The sequence below is a fragment of the Cryobacterium cheniae genome, from assembly GCF_004403395.1.
GTDB lineage: Bacteria > Actinomycetota > Actinomycetes > Actinomycetales > Microbacteriaceae > Cryobacterium > Cryobacterium cheniae.
Genome location: NZ_SOGN01000034.1, coordinates 1 through 19,490 on the forward strand (window position 1 = coordinate 1; position 19,490 = coordinate 19,490).

The 19,490-nt window shown below is 70.4% G+C and carries 18 protein-coding genes; 13 read left to right on the top strand and 5 right to left on the bottom strand.

What is annotated here, in order from left to right; genetic code table 11:
- Positions 1 to 301 precede the first annotated feature (301 nt).
- The 4 genes from E3T23_RS05985 (at position 302) to E3T23_RS06000 (ending at position 2,698) form a co-directional block, all read left to right on the top strand.
- Positions 302 to 961 carry a nucleotidyltransferase family protein gene (locus E3T23_RS05985; RefSeq protein ID WP_134369478.1) on the top strand — a complete coding sequence of 220 codons (660 nt, stop codon included), beginning with the start codon at positions 302 to 304 and terminating at the stop codon, positions 959 to 961.
- Positions 962 to 1,114: 153 nt separating this feature from the next.
- On the top strand, positions 1,115 to 1,804 hold the full coding sequence (locus E3T23_RS05990) for a YoaK family protein (RefSeq protein ID WP_338145445.1): 690 nt from the start codon (positions 1,115 to 1,117) through the stop codon (positions 1,802 to 1,804).
- A gap of 49 nt (positions 1,805 to 1,853) precedes the next feature.
- Entirely contained in the window at positions 1,854 to 2,138 is a 285-nt protein-coding gene (clpS, locus tag E3T23_RS05995) for an ATP-dependent Clp protease adapter ClpS (protein WP_241977656.1), read from the top strand.
- Positions 2,138 to 2,698 carry a DUF2017 family protein gene (locus tag E3T23_RS06000; protein ID WP_241977668.1) on the top strand — a complete coding sequence of 187 codons (561 nt, stop codon included), beginning with the start codon at positions 2,138 to 2,140 and terminating at the stop codon, positions 2,696 to 2,698. Before clpS ends, E3T23_RS06000 begins: the two co-directional genes overlap by 1 nt.
- 117 nt (positions 2,699 to 2,815) lie before the next feature.
- Here the strand turns inward: E3T23_RS06000 and E3T23_RS06005 are convergent, their stop codons facing one another.
- Together E3T23_RS06005 and E3T23_RS06010 are read right to left on the bottom strand one after the other, a co-directional pair.
- Positions 2,816 to 4,132, bottom strand: a complete 1,317-nt coding sequence (locus tag E3T23_RS06005; protein ID WP_134369480.1) for a glycosyltransferase — start codon at positions 4,130 to 4,132, stop codon at positions 2,816 to 2,818.
- Positions 4,129 to 6,387: a glycosyltransferase gene (locus tag E3T23_RS06010; protein WP_134369481.1), complete on the bottom strand. Its 2,259-nt coding sequence runs from the start codon at positions 6,385 to 6,387 to the stop codon at positions 4,129 to 4,131. Before E3T23_RS06010 ends, E3T23_RS06005 begins: the two co-directional genes overlap by 4 nt.
- A 101-nt stretch (positions 6,388 to 6,488) precedes the next feature.
- Between E3T23_RS06010 and E3T23_RS06015 the strand changes: the two genes are divergently transcribed.
- Positions 6,489 to 8,804: an FdhF/YdeP family oxidoreductase gene (locus E3T23_RS06015; protein ID WP_241977658.1), complete on the top strand. Its 2,316-nt coding sequence runs from the start codon at positions 6,489 to 6,491 to the stop codon at positions 8,802 to 8,804.
- Positions 8,805 to 8,812: 8 nt separating this feature from the next.
- Positions 8,813 to 10,213, top strand: coding sequence for a phosphatase PAP2 family protein (locus tag E3T23_RS15635; RefSeq protein WP_241977660.1), 1,401 nt, complete (start codon positions 8,813 to 8,815; stop codon positions 10,211 to 10,213).
- Between the two features lies 1 nt (position 10,214).
- On the opposite strand, the gene fdhD is transcribed toward E3T23_RS15635, so the two are convergent.
- The 3 genes from fdhD to fdhA all read right to left on the bottom strand — a co-directional run bounded on the left by fdhD (position 10,215) and on the right by fdhA (position 13,446).
- Positions 10,215 to 11,051: a formate dehydrogenase accessory sulfurtransferase FdhD gene (fdhD, locus tag E3T23_RS06025; protein WP_134369483.1), complete on the bottom strand. Its 837-nt coding sequence runs from the start codon at positions 11,049 to 11,051 to the stop codon at positions 10,215 to 10,217.
- 6 nt (positions 11,052 to 11,057) lie between these two features.
- Positions 11,058 to 12,086, bottom strand: a complete 1,029-nt coding sequence (moaA, locus tag E3T23_RS06030) for a GTP 3',8-cyclase MoaA (RefSeq protein WP_134369484.1) — start codon at positions 12,084 to 12,086, stop codon at positions 11,058 to 11,060.
- Positions 12,087 to 12,231: 145 nt separating this feature from the next.
- The gene (gene fdhA, locus E3T23_RS06035; protein WP_134369485.1) at positions 12,232 to 13,446 is read right to left on the bottom strand and encodes a formaldehyde dehydrogenase, glutathione-independent; all 1,215 of its coding nucleotides are present in this window, start codon (positions 13,444 to 13,446) and stop codon (positions 12,232 to 12,234) included.
- Positions 13,447 to 13,639: 193 nt separating this feature from the next.
- Here fdhA and E3T23_RS06040 point away from each other — a divergent pair, with 193 nt between their 5' ends.
- From E3T23_RS06040 to E3T23_RS06070, 7 genes are all read left to right on the top strand, one after another.
- On the top strand, positions 13,640 to 14,863 hold the full coding sequence (locus tag E3T23_RS06040; RefSeq protein ID WP_134369486.1) for a ThiF family adenylyltransferase: 1,224 nt from the start codon (positions 13,640 to 13,642) through the stop codon (positions 14,861 to 14,863).
- Positions 14,827 to 16,158, top strand: a complete 1,332-nt coding sequence (locus tag E3T23_RS06045; RefSeq protein ID WP_338145446.1) for a molybdopterin molybdotransferase MoeA — start codon at positions 14,827 to 14,829, stop codon at positions 16,156 to 16,158. Before E3T23_RS06040 ends, E3T23_RS06045 begins: the two co-directional genes overlap by 37 nt.
- Positions 16,155 to 16,652, top strand: coding sequence for a cyclic pyranopterin monophosphate synthase MoaC (moaC, locus tag E3T23_RS06050; protein ID WP_134369487.1), 498 nt, complete (start codon positions 16,155 to 16,157; stop codon positions 16,650 to 16,652). The genes E3T23_RS06045 and moaC overlap by 4 nt, the downstream gene beginning before the upstream one ends.
- 2 nt (positions 16,653 to 16,654) lie before the next feature.
- A complete protein-coding gene (mobA, locus tag E3T23_RS06055; protein ID WP_241977662.1) occupies positions 16,655 to 17,353 on the top strand; it encodes a molybdenum cofactor guanylyltransferase in 699 nt (232 codons plus the stop codon).
- Positions 17,350 to 17,637 carry a DUF6457 domain-containing protein gene (locus tag E3T23_RS06060; protein ID WP_174843843.1) on the top strand — a complete coding sequence of 96 codons (288 nt, stop codon included), beginning with the start codon at positions 17,350 to 17,352 and terminating at the stop codon, positions 17,635 to 17,637. Before mobA ends, E3T23_RS06060 begins: the two co-directional genes overlap by 4 nt.
- Positions 17,637 to 17,876: a MoaD/ThiS family protein gene (locus E3T23_RS06065; RefSeq protein ID WP_134369488.1), complete on the top strand. Its 240-nt coding sequence runs from the start codon at positions 17,637 to 17,639 to the stop codon at positions 17,874 to 17,876. The genes E3T23_RS06060 and E3T23_RS06065 overlap by 1 nt, the downstream gene beginning before the upstream one ends.
- 256 nt (positions 17,877 to 18,132) lie before the next feature.
- Positions 18,133 to 19,458 carry an MFS transporter gene (locus E3T23_RS06070; protein WP_134369489.1) on the top strand — a complete coding sequence of 442 codons (1,326 nt, stop codon included), beginning with the start codon at positions 18,133 to 18,135 and terminating at the stop codon, positions 19,456 to 19,458.
- The last annotated feature ends 32 nt before the right edge of the window (positions 19,459 to 19,490 follow it).

A 19,490-nucleotide genomic window follows, 5' to 3' on the forward strand; every position in this document is an offset into this window, starting at 1 on the left:
CTCTGCTGGTACCACCACCACAGCATCGACACCTCCGGCTGGGAAATCCGCATGATCCGCGGCAAACCCGAAGTCCGGGCACCCTTCTGCTACGACCCCCGCCGCACCTGGCGGCCAGCAGCCGGCCATCGGGCGGGGACTCGGAAGGCAAGTCCGCGACTCGGGTCCCGACAGGCTCGACCAGCGTCAACGTGAGTTCCCGGGATCGGCTCGCCGGGGTCTTGACGGGTTCGACCAGCGGGAGGTTCGACCAGCGGGAGGTTCGACCAGCAGAGGCCCGCACCGCCCTACGATGGCAGGCATGTCCACCTCTCGCGCACCGGTCGCCGGCCTCGTGCTCGCGGCCGGCGCGGGCTCCCGCTACGGGATGCCGAAAGCGCTTGCGCGGGGCGACGACGGTCGCCCCTGGTTGGTGCGCACGATCCGCACGCTCACGGATGCCGGCTGCTCGCCGGTGATCGTCGTGCTCGGGGCCGAAGCAGCAGAGGCCCGAGCCCTGCTCGACGAATCCGGCCTCACCCCGGCGGTCGTCGTCGCCCTGGCCGACGACTGGGCAGAGGGACTCTCCGCGTCCCTGCGGGCGGGCCTCCGGAAGGCAATCGCCCTGTCGAGCGCGCCGGTCGCTGTGGCGGTCGTTCCGGTCGATGTCCCGGGCCTTCGGCCGAGCACGGTCGCCCGACTGATCGGCACTCTGCCCGGTGATACGAATGCCGACACGAATGCCGACACGAATCCCGACACGGCCGCCGACACGGCGCCGGTCGGTTCGCACACGCTGCGGCAGGCAAGCTTCAACGCCCGTCCGGGTCACCCGGTGGTGATCGGGCGGGCACACTGGGCCGCACTGATCGGCACCGTCACCGGCGACACCGGTGCCCGACCCTACCTGCAGTCCCACGAAACCCGGCTGGTCGACTGCGCCGACCTCGAGACCGGGCTCGACGTCGACACGCGCGACTGAGCCGCGACGGAGCCGCGACGGAGCCGCGAAACTCACCGGACAGACCACCACGCCCGCGTGCGCGGAAGTGCCCGACATCCGTGGAATCATGGGGACCACGTGCCCGGCACCCGGGTCAGCACCCCTGCAGACGCGCCCTCCGTTAGGACCCCCGTGCTCGAGATCCTCCGCCGCCATCCCGCCAACCTGCACCTGGGCCTGATGCTGGCCCTCACCTTCTCCACGGGCGTGGCGGATGCCGTGGGCTACCTCGGCCTCGACAAGGTCTTCACGGGCAATATGACCGGCAACGTCGTCATCCTCGGAATGGCCATCGCGGGTGCCCCCGGCCTGCCCGTCGCCGGGCCGCTGCTCGCCCTGTTCACCTTCATGCTCGGCGCCGCCGTCGGCGGACGCGTGCTGCGCCCGGTCGCCATCGGCTGGACCACGCACGCCACCGTGTTGTTCGGCGCGCAGGGCCTGATCATGCTGGCCCTGGCGATGGTGCTCTTCGCCGGCGGCGGCGTGCCGCCCCAGCCCTTCGACCTCGCGATCACCGGGTCGCTGGCCGCCGTGATGGGGCTCCAGGCCGCCGTCGCCCGCCACATCGGGGTGAAGGATGTCACGACCGTCGTCGTCACCTCGACCATCACCGGTTTCGCGGCGGACTCCCGGCTCGGCGGCGGCAAGGGCCAGCCCTGGTTCCGCAGGCTGGCCGCCATCGTGCTCATCCTGATGGGAGCAGGAGTCGGGGCGCTGCTGCTGACCCAGGGCATCGCCTGGGGCGTCGCCCTGTCGGCGGTGATCACCCTCCTCGTCACCGCCGTCGGCCACGCCGCCGGCCGCCCGCACCACGCACCCTGACCGACCCAGCCCGGTTGGAATTGTGCCGGCTCCGTGTGAGGCTTAACCTGTGCCGAAGACTGACGAACGACTCGATCTGCGGGGCGCCGTGTCCCTCGATCGCCCCTGGATCACCATCGTCTGGGACGACCCGGTGAATCTGATGTCCTACGTCTCCTACGTGTTTCGCAGCTACTTCGGCGTCTCCGCCGAGGAAGCCGAACGCCTGATGCTGCAGGTGCACAACACCGGGAAGGCCGTCGTCGCCACCGGCAACCGGGAAGCGATGGAACGCCACGTCGAGGCCATGCACGGCTACGGCCTGTGGGCCACCCTCGCCAAGGCCGACTCGTGATGCAGTTCATGCAGGCCGGAGAGAATGCCGGCCGCGTGACGGGACGGTTCGAGCCCGTCGAGGTCGGTCTGCTGCGCCTGGCCGCGAGCCAGCTGATCGAACTGCTGGAAGCCGCCGAAAGCCACGCGGTCGGCACATCCGGCGACCCGGCCCTGCGTCGACTGTTGCCTGATGCCTACATCGACGACACGGATGCCGCCGCAGAATTCCGCCGGTTCACCGCCGACGACCTGTTGGAGCGCAAGGTGCGGAACGCCCGGTGCGTGCTCGCGACACTCGGCGAGGAACCCCTCGACGAGGTCGCCGACGAACCGGACGACGCCGCCCTGCACGCCGCCGCCGATGCCGAAGAACAGCCGGTGACCATCGACCTCGACGCCGACGACGTGCAGTCCTGGCTGCGCACGCTCACCGACCTGCGTCTCACCCTCGCCGAACGCCTCGAGATCGGGCCCGACGGGGTGCCGCAGCGGAGCGACGACGAGGCACCCTTCCTGCACGACGTCTACGACTGGTTCGGCATGGTGCAGGAGTCCCTGGTCTACGCGATCGACGTCTGACACCGCCCGCAGCCCCGCTCCGGCTCCGGCTCCGGCTCCCGCTCCCGCTCCGGCTCCGGCTCCGGCTCCGGCTCCGGCTCCCGCTCCCGCTCCGGCTCCGGCTCCGGCTCCGGGAATCTACAGCTCGGCCGGCACCGCCCGCAGCGCCGCGTACGCGCGCTTGGGCCCGGCCCCGCCCCGCAGCGACGAGCTCAACCGGTCCAGGCTCCGCCGTGCGCCCCCGTCGAGCGCAAGCAGCTCGGCCATGGCGACCCGGAGCTCATCGGCCGTGACCGTGTTCGGCGCGAGGGCCAGCCCGAATCCGGCTGCCTCGACCGCGGCGGCCCCGGCGAACTGGTCGGTGGAGAAGGGCAGCAGCAGCAGCGGCACCCCCGACGTCATGGCCTCGGTGACGCTGTTGTTGCCGCCGTGCGACACCGCCAGCACCGAGCGCTCCAGCAGGGTGACCTGCGGCAAAAAAGCGCGCACGAGCCACGAGTCGGGGATCGGACCGAGCTCGCTCGGATCGGTGGCCCCGGTGGCGACGGCGACCCGCACCTCGAGTGTGCGGAGCGCCTCGGCCACCCGGGCGAGAACGTCCCCGCGCACCGACAGGAAGCTGCCGAAACTGACGTAGACGATGGGCAGGTCGCTGTCCGTGGCGAGCCAGGCATCCACCTCCCCGTCCGCGGCCTCCTGGCGCACGGCCGAGCCGAGGAAGGCGTGCGCCGGCAACAGCTCGCCCCGCGCGGCGGAGTGCAGTTCGGCCGGGTAATTGAGCAGCAGGATGTCCCCGGACTCCATGAAGGCATCCGCGCTCGGCGTCGCGGCCGGGTCGAGAACCCGCAGGGCGTCGTTCCACTGGGTGGTGAACGCGTCCCGCACGCTCTCGCAGATCGCCCGCAGTGCACCGAGGTCGTCGGTGTCGGGCGCGAAGGCGAGCGGCCACTCCGGCGGGAAGCCGTAGACCTCCGCGCCCACGGGCAGGGCCGAGGGATGGCCGAGCACCACGTCGGCGTGACGGATGCCCGCACTGATCAACGCGAGGCGCGCGCTGAAGGCCAGATGGTCGACGATGACGTGGTCGGGTTGCACCTCCGCCACGATGAGCTGCACCGCGCGGGCCACCTCCACCGGGTTCCAGAGCAGGTCGCTGCTGCGGGCCTCGGCCTGGAAGGTGAGTGTCTCGACCATGCCGCGCCGGGTGGCGTCGAAGAACCCGCGGAGCGCGTCATCCTCACCCGTCGGCTGCTCCTCGGCGCGGATCGTGCCCGGGTTCGAGCCGCGCCCCAGCTGCAGGTGCACGCGCTCGAAGCCGAACGCGGCCACGATCTCGGCGGTGGCCGGACCGCTGGCCACCACGACCCGTTCCCCGGCTTCGCGCCAGGCGGTGCCCAGCGTCGCCAGCGGGAACAGGTGCGAGGCGTAGTCCGGGCTGATGATCAGCAGCGTCATGAAACGCTCACCAGGTACGCGCCCGACTCGTTGGTGTCGGCAACGTCGCGGTAGACCCGCGTCAACGTGTCCGCCATGGCCTGGATCGTGAAGGACCGGGACACCATCTCCCCGGCCCGGTCGGCGTACTCCGGGCCGAGGGGGCCGGACGCCAGCTGCAGGGCCGCGCTGATCCCCCCGGCCAGGGACGCCCGGTTGCCGGTGTCGACGAGGAAACCCGTCACTCCGTGCTCCACATAGGTGGCCGGGCCGCCGGAATTCGGGGCGACCACCGTGAGGCCGGTCGCCATGGCCTCGAGCAGGGCGATCCCGAATTCTTCCTTCATGCTCGCGCAGACATACACCCCATGGGGCGCCGCAAGTCCGGGCCGGCCGTACCGGGCCGCGGCCAGCCAGTGCAGGGCGGTGTCGTTGGTGCGGTGCCCGGCGAGCAGCAAACCCTGACCGGCGGCCTCGCCCGGGTCGACGACCGCGTTCATCTGATCCAGCTGGCTTTTCTCGTCGAGCGACGGGGAGTCCAGGTCCCCGCCGAGGATGAGCAGGTTGCAGCGGGCGCGCAGGTCGGCATCCGCGGCCCACGCCTGGACCAGGGCTGCCATGCCCTTGACCCGGTGCAGCCGCCCGACGGTGACGGCCAACGGAAGGCCGCGCCGGCTCGGCGGGAGGGTGGCGAGCAGGTCGTCCAGTTCAGCCAGCGCCGCCGCGCCGGTCGCGCTGGTCGCGCCGGTCCCATCGGCGGACGGGGGTGCGGCGGACGGGGGTGCGGCGGACGGGGGTGCGGCGGACGGGTCGGCGGTGAGGCGGGCGTCCGCCAGGGCACGCTCGATCATGGCGAGGTCGATGCCCTCCGCGATCACGGAGTGGCGTTCCGGATGCTGCCGGATGTCGATTCCGACGAGGTCGCGCATGTCGCGCCGCAGCTCGGGCCGCGGGAAGAGCACGGTGTGCGCGGCATCCGCTGCCAGCCGCTGCACAAGCCGGGCCCGGAACCAGAAGTGCTCGGTCTCGTCGACCGTGCCGAAGTTCGCCCGGGTGAGCGCCCCGGAGGTGTCGAGGGAGTGGATGACGCTGTGCGGGTCGGGGGCGACCGTGAACACGATCGGGATGTCCAGTTCGCGGGCCACGGTGGAGGCGGCCAGCGTGCCGATGTCGGCCATCCGCAGATGGATCGCGTCAACGGTGCCGGCGGCGCGCAGAATGCGACGGATGCCGCGCTCGGTCGCAATCCGCCGCGGCCAGGCGTCGACCGAGGCCACGGGTTCGCCCAGGAAGGGCACGGTCGCGAAGGCGTGCCCCGCGAGAGTGGAGCCGACCTCGGACAGGCAGCCGAGTCCGCCGGCGAAGCCGCCCCGGGAGAGGGTGAGCACCCGCTCGACGGATCCGCCGCGCTCGGTGCCACTGCGAACACCGCCGCCGCCGGAGACGAGCGCGTCGCCCAGGCGCACGAGCAGCGTGGCGATGCCGCCGTTGTCGCCGGCCCCCACCTGGCTGAGCTCGCGGTCGATGTCGGCGTGCAGGAACAGCTGGGCCACCGTGAGCCCCTGGCTCCACGGCGGGCGCGGGTAGGTCGGCACGGTCAGGTCGATCAGGGCGAGCCGGGCCAGGTCGGCGAGCACCCCGCTGCCCTGCGAGAGGTCGCTGACGATGCTGATGTTGGCGTCGTTCGGCCCCAGGTCGCCGAGGGCCGCGATCGCGGCCGCGCGCACCTCGTCCGGCTCGGACTCGTCGACGGCGACGCGGCGCAGCAACCGTTCGGGGATCCGCCCGACGATGAGGCCCATCGTCTCGACCAGACGGGCGCGGGCGCCGCACTCGTGCACGCCGATCAGCGTGCCCTCAAGGGCGAGCGCCACGTGCTCCGGCACCGATGAGCTCCACTGCTCGAGCGTGCGCTGGGCGATCATGCCGGAGAAGCCGCCGTCGACGACCATGCTCAGCAGCCCGGAGAGCGCCGCGAACCGGGGCAGCCGGGCGCCGAACGCCCAGGCCGCGTGCTCGCGGATGAAACGGGAATCGTGGGTGAGCAGCGACACGAGCACGTCGTCCGCGGACTCGTCGAACACCTGGCCGAGCGAGTGGATGGCCGCGATCGCGGTCAACTGGTCACCGGGGTCGGTCGCGGCCTGCGCGAGCAGGCGGACGGCGCGAACCCCGCCGTCGCGGCTCGCTGCGATCGTCAAGTCGTCGGCGCAGCGGATGCCGTCCAGAATCGACCGCGTCTGCCGCATCGCGTCCAGCGTCGTATGGGTTCCCACGGTGCTCTCACTCTCGTCCGATTCAAGCGATCCGCTCCGAACATACACGGGGCCGATGTCGGAACACCCTGTGAATGAGCAGGATGGAGCAGGATGGAGTCATGACACGACGCGCTCCGATCGAGGACATCAACGAAGCCGAATTGAGCGTCAAGAAGCCGAAGAAGACCGCGGCCGGGGTGGAGGCTGTTCTGGTGGCGCTCGATCGCGGGTTCGCGCAGGCCGGCGTGCCCCGCACCGCGAAGGCGCTCCTGCGCCTCAATCAGCGGGACGGCACCGACTGCCCCGGCTGCGCGTGGCCGGAATCGCAGGGTCACCGCAAGACGGCGGAGTTCTGTGAGAACGGCGCCAAGGCCGTCGCCGAGGAGAGCACCCTCCGCACCGTGACCCCGGCGTTCTGGGCCGAGCACTCGATCGAGGAGCTCGCCACGAAGACCGAGTATTGGCTCGGCAACCAGGGCCGCATCACGCATCCGGTGGTCATCCGTCCCGGTGACACGCACTACTCCCAGATCTCCTGGAACGACGCCTTCGAGCTCATCGGCGAGCGGATCCGGGCGACGACGCCCGAGCGCACCGTCTTCTACACCTCCGGTCGCACGGCCAACGAGTCGGCGTTCATGTACCAGCTGTTCGCCCGCTCGATCGGCACGAACAACCTCCCGGACTGTTCGAACATGTGCCACGAGTCGTCCGGCTCCGCCCTGAACCCCACCATCGGCATCGGCAAAGGCACGGTCTCCCTGGAGGACATCCACCAGGCCGAACTGATCTTCGTCGTCGGGCAGAACCCGGGCACGAACCACCCGCGGATGCTGTCGGCCCTGGCCGAATGCAAGGACAACGGCGGCAAGATCGTCGCCGTGAACCCGCTGCCGGAGGCCGGGCTGTTCAACTTCAAGGACCCGCAGACACCGAAGGGCCTCGTCGGCGGCGGCACGAACCTGGCCGACGAGTTCCTGCAGATCAAGGTCGGCGCCGACCTGGCGTTGTTCCAGGCACTCGGCCACCTGCTGCTCGAGGAAGAGGAACGCGTACCCGGCTCCGTGGTCGACCACGAGTTCGTCGCGGCCAACACGGACGGCTTCGACGCCTACCGGGCCGCCCGCAAGACCATCGACTGGGACGAGACCGAGGCGGCGACGGGGCTGTCCCGGCTGGAGATCGCGACGGTCGCCCGGATGATGGTGAAATCCAAGGCCACCATCATCTGCTGGGCGCTCGGCCTCACCCAGCAGCCGCACTCCGTGAACACCCTCAAGGAAATCATCAACCTGCTCCTGCTGCAGGGAAACTTCGGCAAGCCGGGCGCCGGCGCCTGCCCGGTGCGCGGCCACTCCAACGTGCAGGGTGATCGCACCATGGGCGTGTGGGAGAAGCCCAAGGAGCCGATGCTCGCCGCACTGGACAGGGAATTCGGCATCGAGTCCCCGCGCACGCACGGCCTCGACTCGGTCGACACGGTCGAGGCGTTCGAGAACGACGACGTCGACGTGTTCGTGTCGATGGGCGGGAACTTCGCGCTCGCGGCCTCTGACACCGAGGCCCTCGGGGCCGCGTTGCAGCGGGTGGGCCTGACCGTGCACGTGTCGACCAAGCCGAACCGTTCCCATGTGGTGCACGGGCTCACCTCGCTGATCCTGCCGACGCTCGGCCGCACGGACACCGATGACAAGCATCCGGGCGGCCGCCAGGTGCTCTCCGTGGAGGACTCCATGTCCGTGGTGCGCACCACCCAGGGCCGGCTGAAGCCGGTCTCTGAGCACCTGCTCGCCGAACCGGTGATCATCGCCCGTATGGCCACCGCCACCCTCGGCGAGGACCACCCGGTCGACTGGAAGGCGATGGCGGAGGACTACGACGTCGTCCGCGACCACATCGCCCGCGTGCTGCCGGGCTTCGCGGACTTCAACACACGCCTGAAGACGAAGAACGGCTTCGTGCTGCCCAACCCGCCGCGCGACACCCGCAGCTTCGCCACCGACATCGGCCGGGCCCGGTTCACGGTCAGCCCGCTCGAGTACCTCACCCCGCCGGCCGGACACCTGATCCTGCAGACCATGCGCAGCCACGACCAGTACAACACCACGTTCTACGGGCTGGACGACCGCTACCGCGGTATCGCCGACGGCCGCCGGGTCATCCTGATCCACCAGGACGACGCCACCGACCTGGGCTTCGCGGACCGCGACATGGTCGACGTGATCAGCACCTTCCAGGGCGAGGAGCGCCGCGCCGACGAGTTCCGCCTGGTGGTCTATCCCACCCCGCGGGGCTGTGCGGCGGCGTACTTCCCCGAGGCGAACGCCCTGATGCACCGCGAGCTCGTGGCCCGGGAGTCGAACACCCCCGGCTACAAGGCCATGTCGGTGCGGTTCATCCCGCACGAGGGCGCGAATTCGGCGCCGCCGGCATGAACCGGGACGTGAGCAGCGACGTGAGCAGGGACCTGACCGAAAACACCGGGGCCCGGCGGGCCACCCGCTGGTGGCCGCTGCTCGGCGGGCTCGTCGCCGTGGCGCTCGCGGTGGGTCTGGGCAGGGTCATCGCCCAGGACGACACTCCGTTCGCCCTGGACACCGGGTGGATGACGGCCATGTCGGTCATCCGGGCACCGGTCTGGGATTTCATCGCCCTCGTGATGAACGGCCTGGGCGGCGGTCTCGTCGCCTCCGTCGTCGTGCCCGTTCTGCTGATCGGCCTCCTGGTGTTCCTGAAACGCCCCTGGGCCGCGGGGTACGCCCTCCTGGTTACCGTGGTCTCCGGTGGCGCCGTGCGGCTCCTCAAATTGCTGTTCGGCCGGGACCGCCCGCAAGACCTCGAAGACATCCTGGTCAGCGTTGATTTCGGGTCGTTCCCCTCCGGGCATGTCGCCAATGCGGCGATACCGGCGATGGTCCTGGCGCTGCTCGTTCCGGTCTGGTGGGTGTGGCTGGCGGGGGTGGTGTACACGGTCACGATGATGTTCAGCCGCACGTACCTGGGCGCGCACTGGCTGACCGACACCATCGGGGCGGTGCTGCTCGTGATCGGCATCGCGCTGGCGATCTGGGCACCCCTGGCCGCGACACTCGAGGACGAACGCCGGCGGAGCCGGGCGTCCCATCCGTGGCGCACGTTCTACGACCGGTACGTCGTGGAAACGCGGGAACTGGATGCCGGTTCCCGCCACATCCTCCGGGTCACCGCGGTCACCTGCATGGGTACCGGCGCCGTCTTCTTCACGCTCACGCTGCTGAGCGTGCTGGGCGCCGGTGGCGTCACCACCATCGACGTCCCCGTGCAGGAGTGGCTGCTGGAGGCCCGCTCCCCCGTTCTGACGACCGTGATGATCGTGCTGGCGGTGGTGTTCGGGCCGATCGCACTTCCGATGATCGTGCTGGTCGTCTGCGTCGGCTGGGGGCTTCTCACCCGGCACGCCTGGCGCCCGCTGCTGCTGGCCGGCGCCATGGCCACCGGCGTCGTGCTGGCCCAGATCATCGGGCGCACGATCGGCCGCGAGCGGCCGCCGATCGACCTGATGCTGTACGGAACGGACCTCACCTTCTCCTTCCCGTCCGGCCACGTGCTGGGCGCGGCCGACTTCCTGCTGGTGACCGCCTACCTCGTGCTCTCGCGCCGTTCCAGCGTGCGCGCCACCGGCCTCGGCCTCGCGCTCGCCATGGTCGGCGTCGTGCTCGCTGCCCTCAGCCGCCTGTACCTCGGCTACCACTGGACCACGGATGCCCTCGCCTCCGTTTCGATCTCCCTGGTGGTGGTGGGCTGCGTGATCGCCATCGACACCTGGCGCACCGTGCGGGTGGTCGAACCCGTGGGGCGCGGTTAGTTCAGCCGCCGCTCTCGATGCGCGCGGCCCCCGCGTAGATCACCATGGACTCGCCGCGCAGGAACCCGACCAGCGTCATCCCCACCTCGTCCGCGAACTCGGCGGCCAGCGACGACGGCGCCGACACGGCGGCGAGCACCGGGATCCCGGCCATCAGCGCCTTCTGTGCCAGTTCGAAGCTCGCCCGGCTCGACACCATCAGCACCGTGCCGGTGAGCGGCAGCAGGTCTTCCTTCACCGCCCAGCCGATGACCTTGTCGACCGCGTTGTGGCGGCCGACGTCTTCGCGGAGCACCAGCATCCGTCCGGTCGCCCCGTCGAAGAGGGCGGCCGCGTGGATGCCGCCGGTCTTCTCGAACACGGTCTGGGCGGCGCGCAGAGCCTCGGGGAAGCTCGTCAGGAGTGCCGCGTCGACCCGCAACGGGTCAGCCGCCACCGGGAACGCCGACTTCGTGCGCACGGCGTCGATGCTCGCCTTGCCGCAGAGACCGCAGGAACTGGTCGTCAGGAACGACCGCTCAAGGCTCGGGTCGGGCGGTGCGACGCCGGCTGCGAGCGACACGTCGAGCACGTTGTAGGTGTTCACCCCGTCGACGGTGGCGCCGGCGCAATACCGGGCCGTGACGAAGTGCTCGCCCCGGGTGATCACGCCCTCCGACACCAGGAACCCGGCGGCCAGGTCGAAATCGTTGCCGGGGGTGCGCATCGTGACGGCGAGGGAGCGGCCGTTCACGCGGATCTCGAGCGGCTCTTCGACCGCGAGCACGTCTTCGCGGGTGCTGAGAGTACCGCCCACCGTCAGACGCACGACCTTCCGTCGCACCGTGATTCTGCTCATCGTGATTCACCCACCGATATACGACATTTCGATTCTTTTCTTCCCGGATGCGCGCAGCTGGCCGGTCTCGGCGCTGCGCAGCTCCGAGTAGCGGTCGGTGCGCGCGCGCCAGATCTGCGCCATCACGGTGGACAGTTCCTCGTCGGTGCAGCCGCCGCGCATCAGGGCGCGCAGGTCGTGCCCCTCCGTCGCGAACAGGCAGGTGAACAACTTGCCGTCGGTGGAAACCCGCGCCCGGGAGCAGGAGTGGCAGAACGACTGGGTGACGCTGGAAATGACGCCGATCTCCCCGCCGCCGTCGCGGTAGCGCCACCGGCGGCTGGTCTCGCCGGTGTAATTGGGCGCCACCTCGTCCAGGGGCAGTTCCGCGTTGATGCGCGCCACCACCTCGGACGAGGGCACCACGTCGGCCATCTCCCAGCCGTTGCTCGAGCCGACGTCCATGAATTCGATGAAGCGGAGGATGTACGGGGTGCCCTTGAAGTGGCGTGCCATCGCGACGATGTCCTGGTCGTTCTGCCCGCGCTTGAGCACCATGTTGATCTTGATCGGTCCGAGCCCCACCGAGTGGGCCACGTCGAGGCTGTTCAGCACCTTCGCGACCGGGAACTTCACGTCGTTCATGGTCTGGAAGGTGGCGTCGTCGAGGGAGTCGAGCGACACCGTGACGCGTTCCAGCCCGGCGTCTTTCAGGGCCTGGGCCTTCAGCGCCAGAACCGAACCGTTCGTGGTCATGGCGATGTCGATCGGGCGGCCGGCCGGGGTGCGGAGCTCCGCCAGCATCGCCACCAGTTCCTCGATCCCCTTGCGCAGCAGCGGCTCACCGCCGGTGAGGCGGATCTTCTCGACCCCGTGCGCCACGCTGATCCGGGCCAGCCGGGTCATCTCCTCGAAGGAGAGCAGTTCGTCCCGCTCCATGAACGCGAAGTCCTTGCCGAACACCTCTTTGGGCATGCAGTAGACGCAGCGGAAGTTGCAGCGGTCCGTCACCGAGATACGCAGATCGTGCAACGGACGTTGGAACTGATCAATCATCTCTCCACACTAACCGCCGCCCTGTGCGGCACGAATCCCGGGGGACGGTGACAAATGCCCTCCCCGCGTGAGAAAAGCACACCCGGCCGGGGCGAACCGCCGGCCGGGTGTCTCGTTGCAGGTGTTGCGCGCGAATCGATCGCGTTTACTTGATGTACTGGTTCGGGTTCAGCACGTACTTGACCGACTTGCCGGCGTCGAACTCGGCGTACCCGCGCGGGGCATCCTCCAGGCTGATCGCCTGGGCGTTGACGGCCTGGGCGATCTGCACCTTGTCGTGCAGGATCGCCATCATCAGGCCCCGGTTGTACTTCATCACCGGGCACTGACCGGTGGTGAAGGAGAGGGACTTGGCCCAGCCGAGACCCAGCCGGATGGACAGCGAGCCGACCTTCGCCGCCTCGTCGACCCCGCCCGGGTCACCGGTGACGTAGAGCCCCGGGATGCCCAGGCCACCACCGGCCGCCGTGACCGTCATGAGGGAGTTCAGCACCGTGGCCGGTCGCTCCTGACCGGCGTCCTTGCCGTGGCCGCGGGCCTCGAAGCCGACCGCATCCACACCGCAGTCGACCGTGGGCTCCCCCAGGATCTGCTCGATCTGGTCCTGCGGTTCCCCCTTCCGCAGGTCGATGGTCTCGCAGCCGAAGCTGCGGGCCTGCGCCAGCCGGTCCTCGTTGAGGTCGGCGACGATGACGACGGCGGCCCCGAGCAGCTGGGCGGATGCCGCCGCGGCCAGACCCACCGGGCCGGCTCCGGCGACGTAGACGGTCGACCCGACCCCGACGCCGGCGCTGTACGCTCCGTGGAAACCGGTCGGGAAGATGTCGGAGAGCATGGTGAGGTCCATGATCTTCTCCAGCGCCTGATCCCGGTCCGGGAACTTCAAGAGGTTCCAGTCCGCGTAGGGCACCAGAACGTACTCGGCCTGGCCGCCGACCCAGCCGCCCATGTCCACGTAGCCGTAGGCGCTGCCCGGCCGGTCGGGGTTGACGTTCAGACAGATCCCGGTCTTGCGCTCCTTACAGTTGCGGCACCGGCCGCAGGAGATGTTGAACGGCACCGAGACGATGTCGCCGACCTTGATGAACTCGACGTCGGGTCCGCATTCGACCACCTCGCCGGTGATCTCGTGGCCGAGGACGAGGTCCGACGGCGCGGTCGTGCGCCCACGAACCATGTGCTGGTCCGAGCCGCAGATGTTGGTGGTGACCGTGCGGAGGATGACACCGTGCGGCACCTTGCGGCCCACGTTCGCCGGGTTGACCCCCGGACCGTCTTTCAGCTCGAAAGTCGGATAGTCGATGTCGATGACCTCGACGACCCCCGGGCTCTTGTAGGCAACTGCTCTGTTCCCAGTCATGAAGTACCTTCCTAGTTCCTGTTTGCTTCCCTCAAAGCGAGACCCGTCGGGCCGCGCGAGACTGCATCGAAATTTCTAGTTGGTGCCTGTTGCCCTCCTAGAGGACTACATCGCGGCTGGGAATTCAAGGGGCTCGGCCAGATGACCGGCATCGGGTACGCACCGGACGCCGCCAGCGCCTACCGTGGTACGCATGGCCATTCCCCCCCTCGTCGAACCGATCGCCCGCCTCAGCGGCGCTGAATCCGTTCGCACCGCCCGCCAACGCCGCCTGCCCCAGCTGAACGAGCTCGGCCAGCGCCGCCTCGCCAACGCCCGGGTCCTCGTGCTCGGCGCCGGCGGGCTGGGCTCCCCCGCACTGGTCTACCTGGCCGCGGCCGGGGTGGGCACGATCGGCATCGTCGACGGCGACGACGTCGAACCCAGCAATCTGCAGCGCCAGATCGTGCACGGCCAGGCGGATGTCGGACGCCCCAAGGTGGTCAGTGCCGCCGAGTCGATCGCCCGGATCGCGCCGGAGGCCGTGGTCGTGCAGCACGCCGAACGGCTCGACGCCGTCAACGCCGCAGCGATCATCGGCGGCTACGACGTGGTCATCGACGGCACCGACAACTTCCCCACCCGTTTCCTGGTCAACGACACCTGCGCGGCGCTGGGCCTGCCACTGGTGTGGGCATCCGTTCTCCGCTTCGACGCCCAACTGTCGGTGTTCTGGGCCACCCCGCCGGCCGACAGCGGCCTCACCGGAGTGCACCTGCGCGACCTGTTCCCGACTCCCCCCCAGGAGGGTGAGGTGCCCAACTGCGCCGAGGCCGGCGTGCTCGGCGCGCTCTGCGGCCAGGTGGGTTCACTGATGGCCACCGAGGCGATCAAACTCATCGCCGGCATCGGCAACCCGCTGATCGGGCGGATCCTCGTGATCGACGCGCTCTCGGGCCGATTCACCGAGGTGCCCCTGATCGGCACCGGCATCGCCGCCGCCGACCCGAACCCGGCCGCGGCCCTCGCCGCCGCAGAGGCCGCCGCGGCTCCGGCCTGGCCGACTCTGACCCCGGTGGAGCTCGTGGCCCGGCTCGGCGCCCGCGCCGACGGAACAGACCCGTTCGTGGTCGTCGACGTGCGCGAGCCCGACGAGCACACCGAGAGCGCCATCCCGGGCGCCGTCCTGCTGCCGCTCGGCGAGTTGCTCACCGCTGCGGGCATGGCGACCCTGCCGCGGGACGTGCCGCTGGTGCTGCACTGCCATCAGGGCTCGCGCGCGGCCCGCGCCGCGACCGCGCTCACCGCGGCCGGTTTCACCGGCCTGACCCTGCTTGCCGGCGGCATCGTCGCGTGGGACGCCGCCGTGGACGCCCGGACCGCTCCCGGCGTGGGCAGCAAGTGGGCCGGCGAATCGTCGACAACGGCGAGGAACTGACCGTGCACGGGCACGACGCTTCCGGCTGCGCCCTGCCGGACTCGGCCCGCAGCGTCGCCGACCAACTCTCGGCCGTGCTCGCCGCGGTCTCCCCGCTGCCGCCCGGGCGGGTCTCGCTCGACGAGGCGCTGGGTCTTGTGCTGGCCGAGGACGTCCGCAGCAGGACGGACACGCCCCCCTTCGACAACTCGGCCATGGACGGCTACGCCGTGCAGCGCGCCGACCTGCTGCAGGCCTCCGCGGAGCATCCGGTCACGCTGCCGGTGGTCGCCGACCTCGCGGCCGGAACCAGCCAGAACCCGAATTTGCAGCCCGGGCAGGTGGCCCGCATCATGACCGGGGCGCCGATCCCCGACGGGGCGGATGCCGTGGTGCCGATCGAGGACACCGATCAGGGCACCGACACGGTCACGATCGTGCGCGCGCCGCAGCCGGCCGCGCACATCCGCCGCGCCGGGGAAGACGCCCACGCCGGCGACACCGTGCTCACCCGCGGCTCGGTGCTCTGGCCGACCCGGGTGGCCGCGGCCGCCAGCGCCGGTACCTCGTCGGTGCAGGCGCACCCGGCTCCGCGCGTGGCCGTGATCTCCACCGGGAGCGAGCTCGTCACTCCCGGCGAGCCCACCCGGCGCGGCCAGATCCCCGACTCCAACTCCTACCTGCTCGCGTCGGCCGTCGCCGCGGCCGGCGGGCTGCCGATCCGTCTCGGCGCGGTCGCCGACGACGAGAACACCCTCCGCAGCCTGCTGGCCGGCCTGGCCGGCACGGTCGACGCCATCGTGCTCTCCGGCGGGGTCAGCGTGGGGGCGTACGACGTCGTCAAGGCCGTGCTCGCCCCGCTCGGCACCGTGCGGTTCGGGCCCGTCAAGATGCAGCCGGGCAAGCCCCAGGGCTTCGGCCGATGGCCGTCCGAGGCGGCCGCCGAGAACACCGACGGCACCGTGGCGGGGCCGCTCATCTTCGCCCTCCCCGGCAACCCGGTCAGCGCCTTCGTGTCGTTCGAGGTGTTCGTGCGGCCGGCCCTGCGCCGTCTCGGCGGCCACACCGAGCTGTTCCGCCCCACGATCTCCGCGACCGCCGGGGAGAGCTGGGCCTCTCCGCCCGGCCGGGCCCAGTACATGCCGGTGACCCTGGCGGGCGAGGGCACCCGCAGCGTGGCACGCCGGGCCGCGGCCGGCGGGTCGGGATCCCATCTCGTCGCCGGGCTTGCTCAGGCCGTCGGGCTGGCCATCGTGCCGGAGAACGTGACCCGCATTGCCGCAGGTGACCGGGTCACTGTCATGCTGGTGACATGAGCATCCGCGACACGACCGCACACCCCTTCACACACCTCGATTCCGCCGGCCAGGCCCGCATGGTCGACGTCACCGAGAAGCAACCCACCGTGCGCAGCGCCACCGCCGCCGGCTTCGTGGCCTGCGGTCCGACGGTCATCGCCGCGCTCCGCGACGGCAGCACCCCGAAGGGCGATGTGCTCGCCGTGGCCCGGATCGCCGGCATCCAGGGTGCCAAGAAATGCGCCGACCTGCTCCCCCTCGCGCATGTGATCGGGGTGCACGGCGCCGCCGTCGACCTCGTCATCGAAGACACCGGGGTGCGCGTCACGGCCACCGTGCGCACCGCCGACCGCACCGGCGTCGAGATGGAGGCGCTGACCGCCGTGTCGGTCGCCGCCCTCGCCGTGGTCGACATGGTCAAGGGTCTCGACAAGTCCGTTGTGATCGAGAACGTGCGTTTGATCACGAAGACCGGCGGCAAGTCCGGCGACTGGCACCGCCCGAACGCGTAGCCATGACCGAGGACCTGATCGTTGACCTGATCGTGCTGGCCGGCGGCCGCGCCCGCCGCCTCGACGGCGCGGTCAAACCCGCAGTCGAGGTGGCCGGGCGCACGCTGCTCTCCCGGGTGCTGGACGCCCGAGGTCTGGCCCGACACGTGGTCGTGGTCGGTCCCGAGGAGGCCCGCGCGGCCGTCGCGACCGACGACACCGCCGCACTGACCTGGACGCTCGAGGATCCTCCGTTCGGTGGTCCGGTCGCCGGGATCGCGGCCGGACTCGCGGCGCTTCAGCGCGTGACCGCGACCGGGCCCGCCGACTGGGTGCTGCTTCTCGCCTGCGACCTGCCCTGGGCAGCGGATGCCGCCCGACTGCTGGTGCCGGCGGCGACCGACCCGGGGCTGCCGGCATCCGTTCACGGCCTGCACCTGGTGGATGCGGGCGGCCGCGCGCAGTGGCTCGCGGGGATCTACCGGCCGGCCCCCCTCACGGCGGCCGCGCACCGGCTCGGCGCCGACGCGCACGGCGCGAGCATGCGCGGGCTGCTGGCCCCTCTGACGCTGCGGGGCCTCCGCGACCAGACCGGCGCCGGGAGCGACGTGGACACATGGCAGGATGTGGAGAGAAGTTCCGCTCTGCTGACCAGCACCCCACCGCGGAGCAAACCGATGAGTGAACCGATGAGTGAACCGATAAGGAGTGATCCCGAATGAGCACCTCGACCCCGCTCCCGCCCGAGGCTCTGGACGACTGGCTCGTGGCCCTCGCCGCCGCCCTCGGGCTCGATCCGGCCGACGTCCCCGTGGGCACGCTGCTGGACGTGGCCCGCGATGTGGCCCACAACGTGGCCCGTCCCGCCGCCCCGCTCAGCACCTTCCTGGTCGGCCTGGCCGCGGCCCGGAACGGTGGCACGGCCGCCGACATCGAGGCCGCCAGCGCACTGGCCACCCGGCTCGCGCTCGGCTGGGCGAACAACCAGCCGGGAGGGACCCGCTGATGGCGAGCATCCGTTTCTTCGCCGCGGCGGCCGAGGCGGCCGCCGTCGATGCGGCCACCATCGACGCCGCCACGATCGGCGCCCTGCGCGCCGCGCTCACGACCCGCTACGGCGCCGAGTTCGAGCGCGTCCTCGGCCGGTGCTCCCTGCTCGTGAACGGCACCCGGGCGACGGATGACGCGGTGCCGCTCTCCGGCAGCGACACCGTCGACGTGCTGCCGCCCTTCGCCGGCGGCTGACGCCCGGCCCATCCGGTCCGGTCCGTTTCGATTCGGTTCGGTCCGTTTCGGTTCGGTTCGGTTCGGTTCGGTCCGGTTCGGTCCGGTTCGGTTCGGTTCGGTCCGGTTCGGTTCGGTTCGGTCCGGTTCGGTTCGGTCCGGTCCGGTCCGACGGATTCATTTTTCACGGCGTTCACCCGTTGTCGCATTCCGGCCGCACCGCGAAGGTGGAAGCTACGCGGGCCGTGTGCCCGGCAGCACCCAGCCGAGGAAGCCCATGTCAGTCGCAACGTCTCCGCAGTTCGCCTCGAAGCTCAAACCCGATCTGTCCAACTGGGATCCGGAGAATGACGAAACCTGGGATCCGGGACTCGCCTGGCGCACCCTGTGGATCACCACCTTCAGCCTGACGCTGAGTTTTGCCGCGTGGTACCTGGTCAGCGCGATCGCCCCGCGACTGAACGACATCGGTTACTCCCTCGCGCCCAGCCAGCTGTACTGGCTCGTCGCCCTTCCCGGCCTCGCCGGCGGCCTGCTGCGCCTGGTCTTCATGTTCCTGCCGCCGATCATGGGCACGCGAAACCTGGTCGCCATGTCGTCGGCCCTGCTCGTGATCCCGATGCTCGGCTGGACCCTCGCCGCCCGGGACACGTCCACGCCCTACTGGGTGCTGCTCGCCCTGGCCTTCGCGGCCGGCATCGGCGGCGGGACCTTCTCCGGGTTCATGGCGTCGACCAGCTACTTCTTCCCGAAGCGACTCGCCGGCACTGCCCTGGGCCTGCAGGCGGGCCTCGGCAACTTCGGCATCGGCCTGATGCAGCTGATCCTGCCCTGGGTCGTCGGCTTCGGCCTGCTCGGCACCGCCGCCCTCACCCCGCAGAGCAGTGCCGAGGGTGACCTCGTCTGGCTGCACAACGGCGGACTGGTACTCGTCCCCTGGGCCCTGCTCGCCGTCGTCCTGGCGGCGGTGTACCTGCGCCGGGTGCCGATCACGGCCAACTTCCGCCAGCAGATGGACATCTTCCAGATCAAACACACCTGGATCATGACGGCCATCTACCTGATGAGCTTCGGCGCCTACAGCGGCCTGGCCGCCCAGATGGGCCTGATCATCCTCAACGTCTACGGCGACTTCCCGGATGCCCCGAACCCGCTGGCCTTCGCCTTCATCGGCCCCGTCCTCGGCGCCCTGGTGCGAGCGGCAAGCGGACCGTTCTGCGACAAGTGGGGCGGCGCGATCTTCACGTTCGTCGGCGGTCTCGGCATGGTGGCAGGCACCACCCTCACCGCCTTCTACCTCACGCCGACCAGTGTGAACGAGTTCTGGGGCTTCCTCACCGGGATGCTGACCATCTTCTTCTTCGCCGGGCTCGCCAACGCCGGCACGTTCAAGCAGATGCCGATGATCTTCCCGAAGCGTCAGGCCGGCGGCGCCATCGCCTGGACATCCGCCATCGCGGCCTTCGGACCGTTCGTCGTGGGCATCTCGCTCACCGTCATCAGCCCGACCGCGTTCTTCGTCGGCTGCGCCGTGTTCTGCGTCTTCTGCACCTGGCTCGCCTGGTTCTACTACGCCCGCAAGGGTGCGCCCTTCCCCAGCTAGCAGTCGATCCCGGCATGGACAAGCTGCACTTC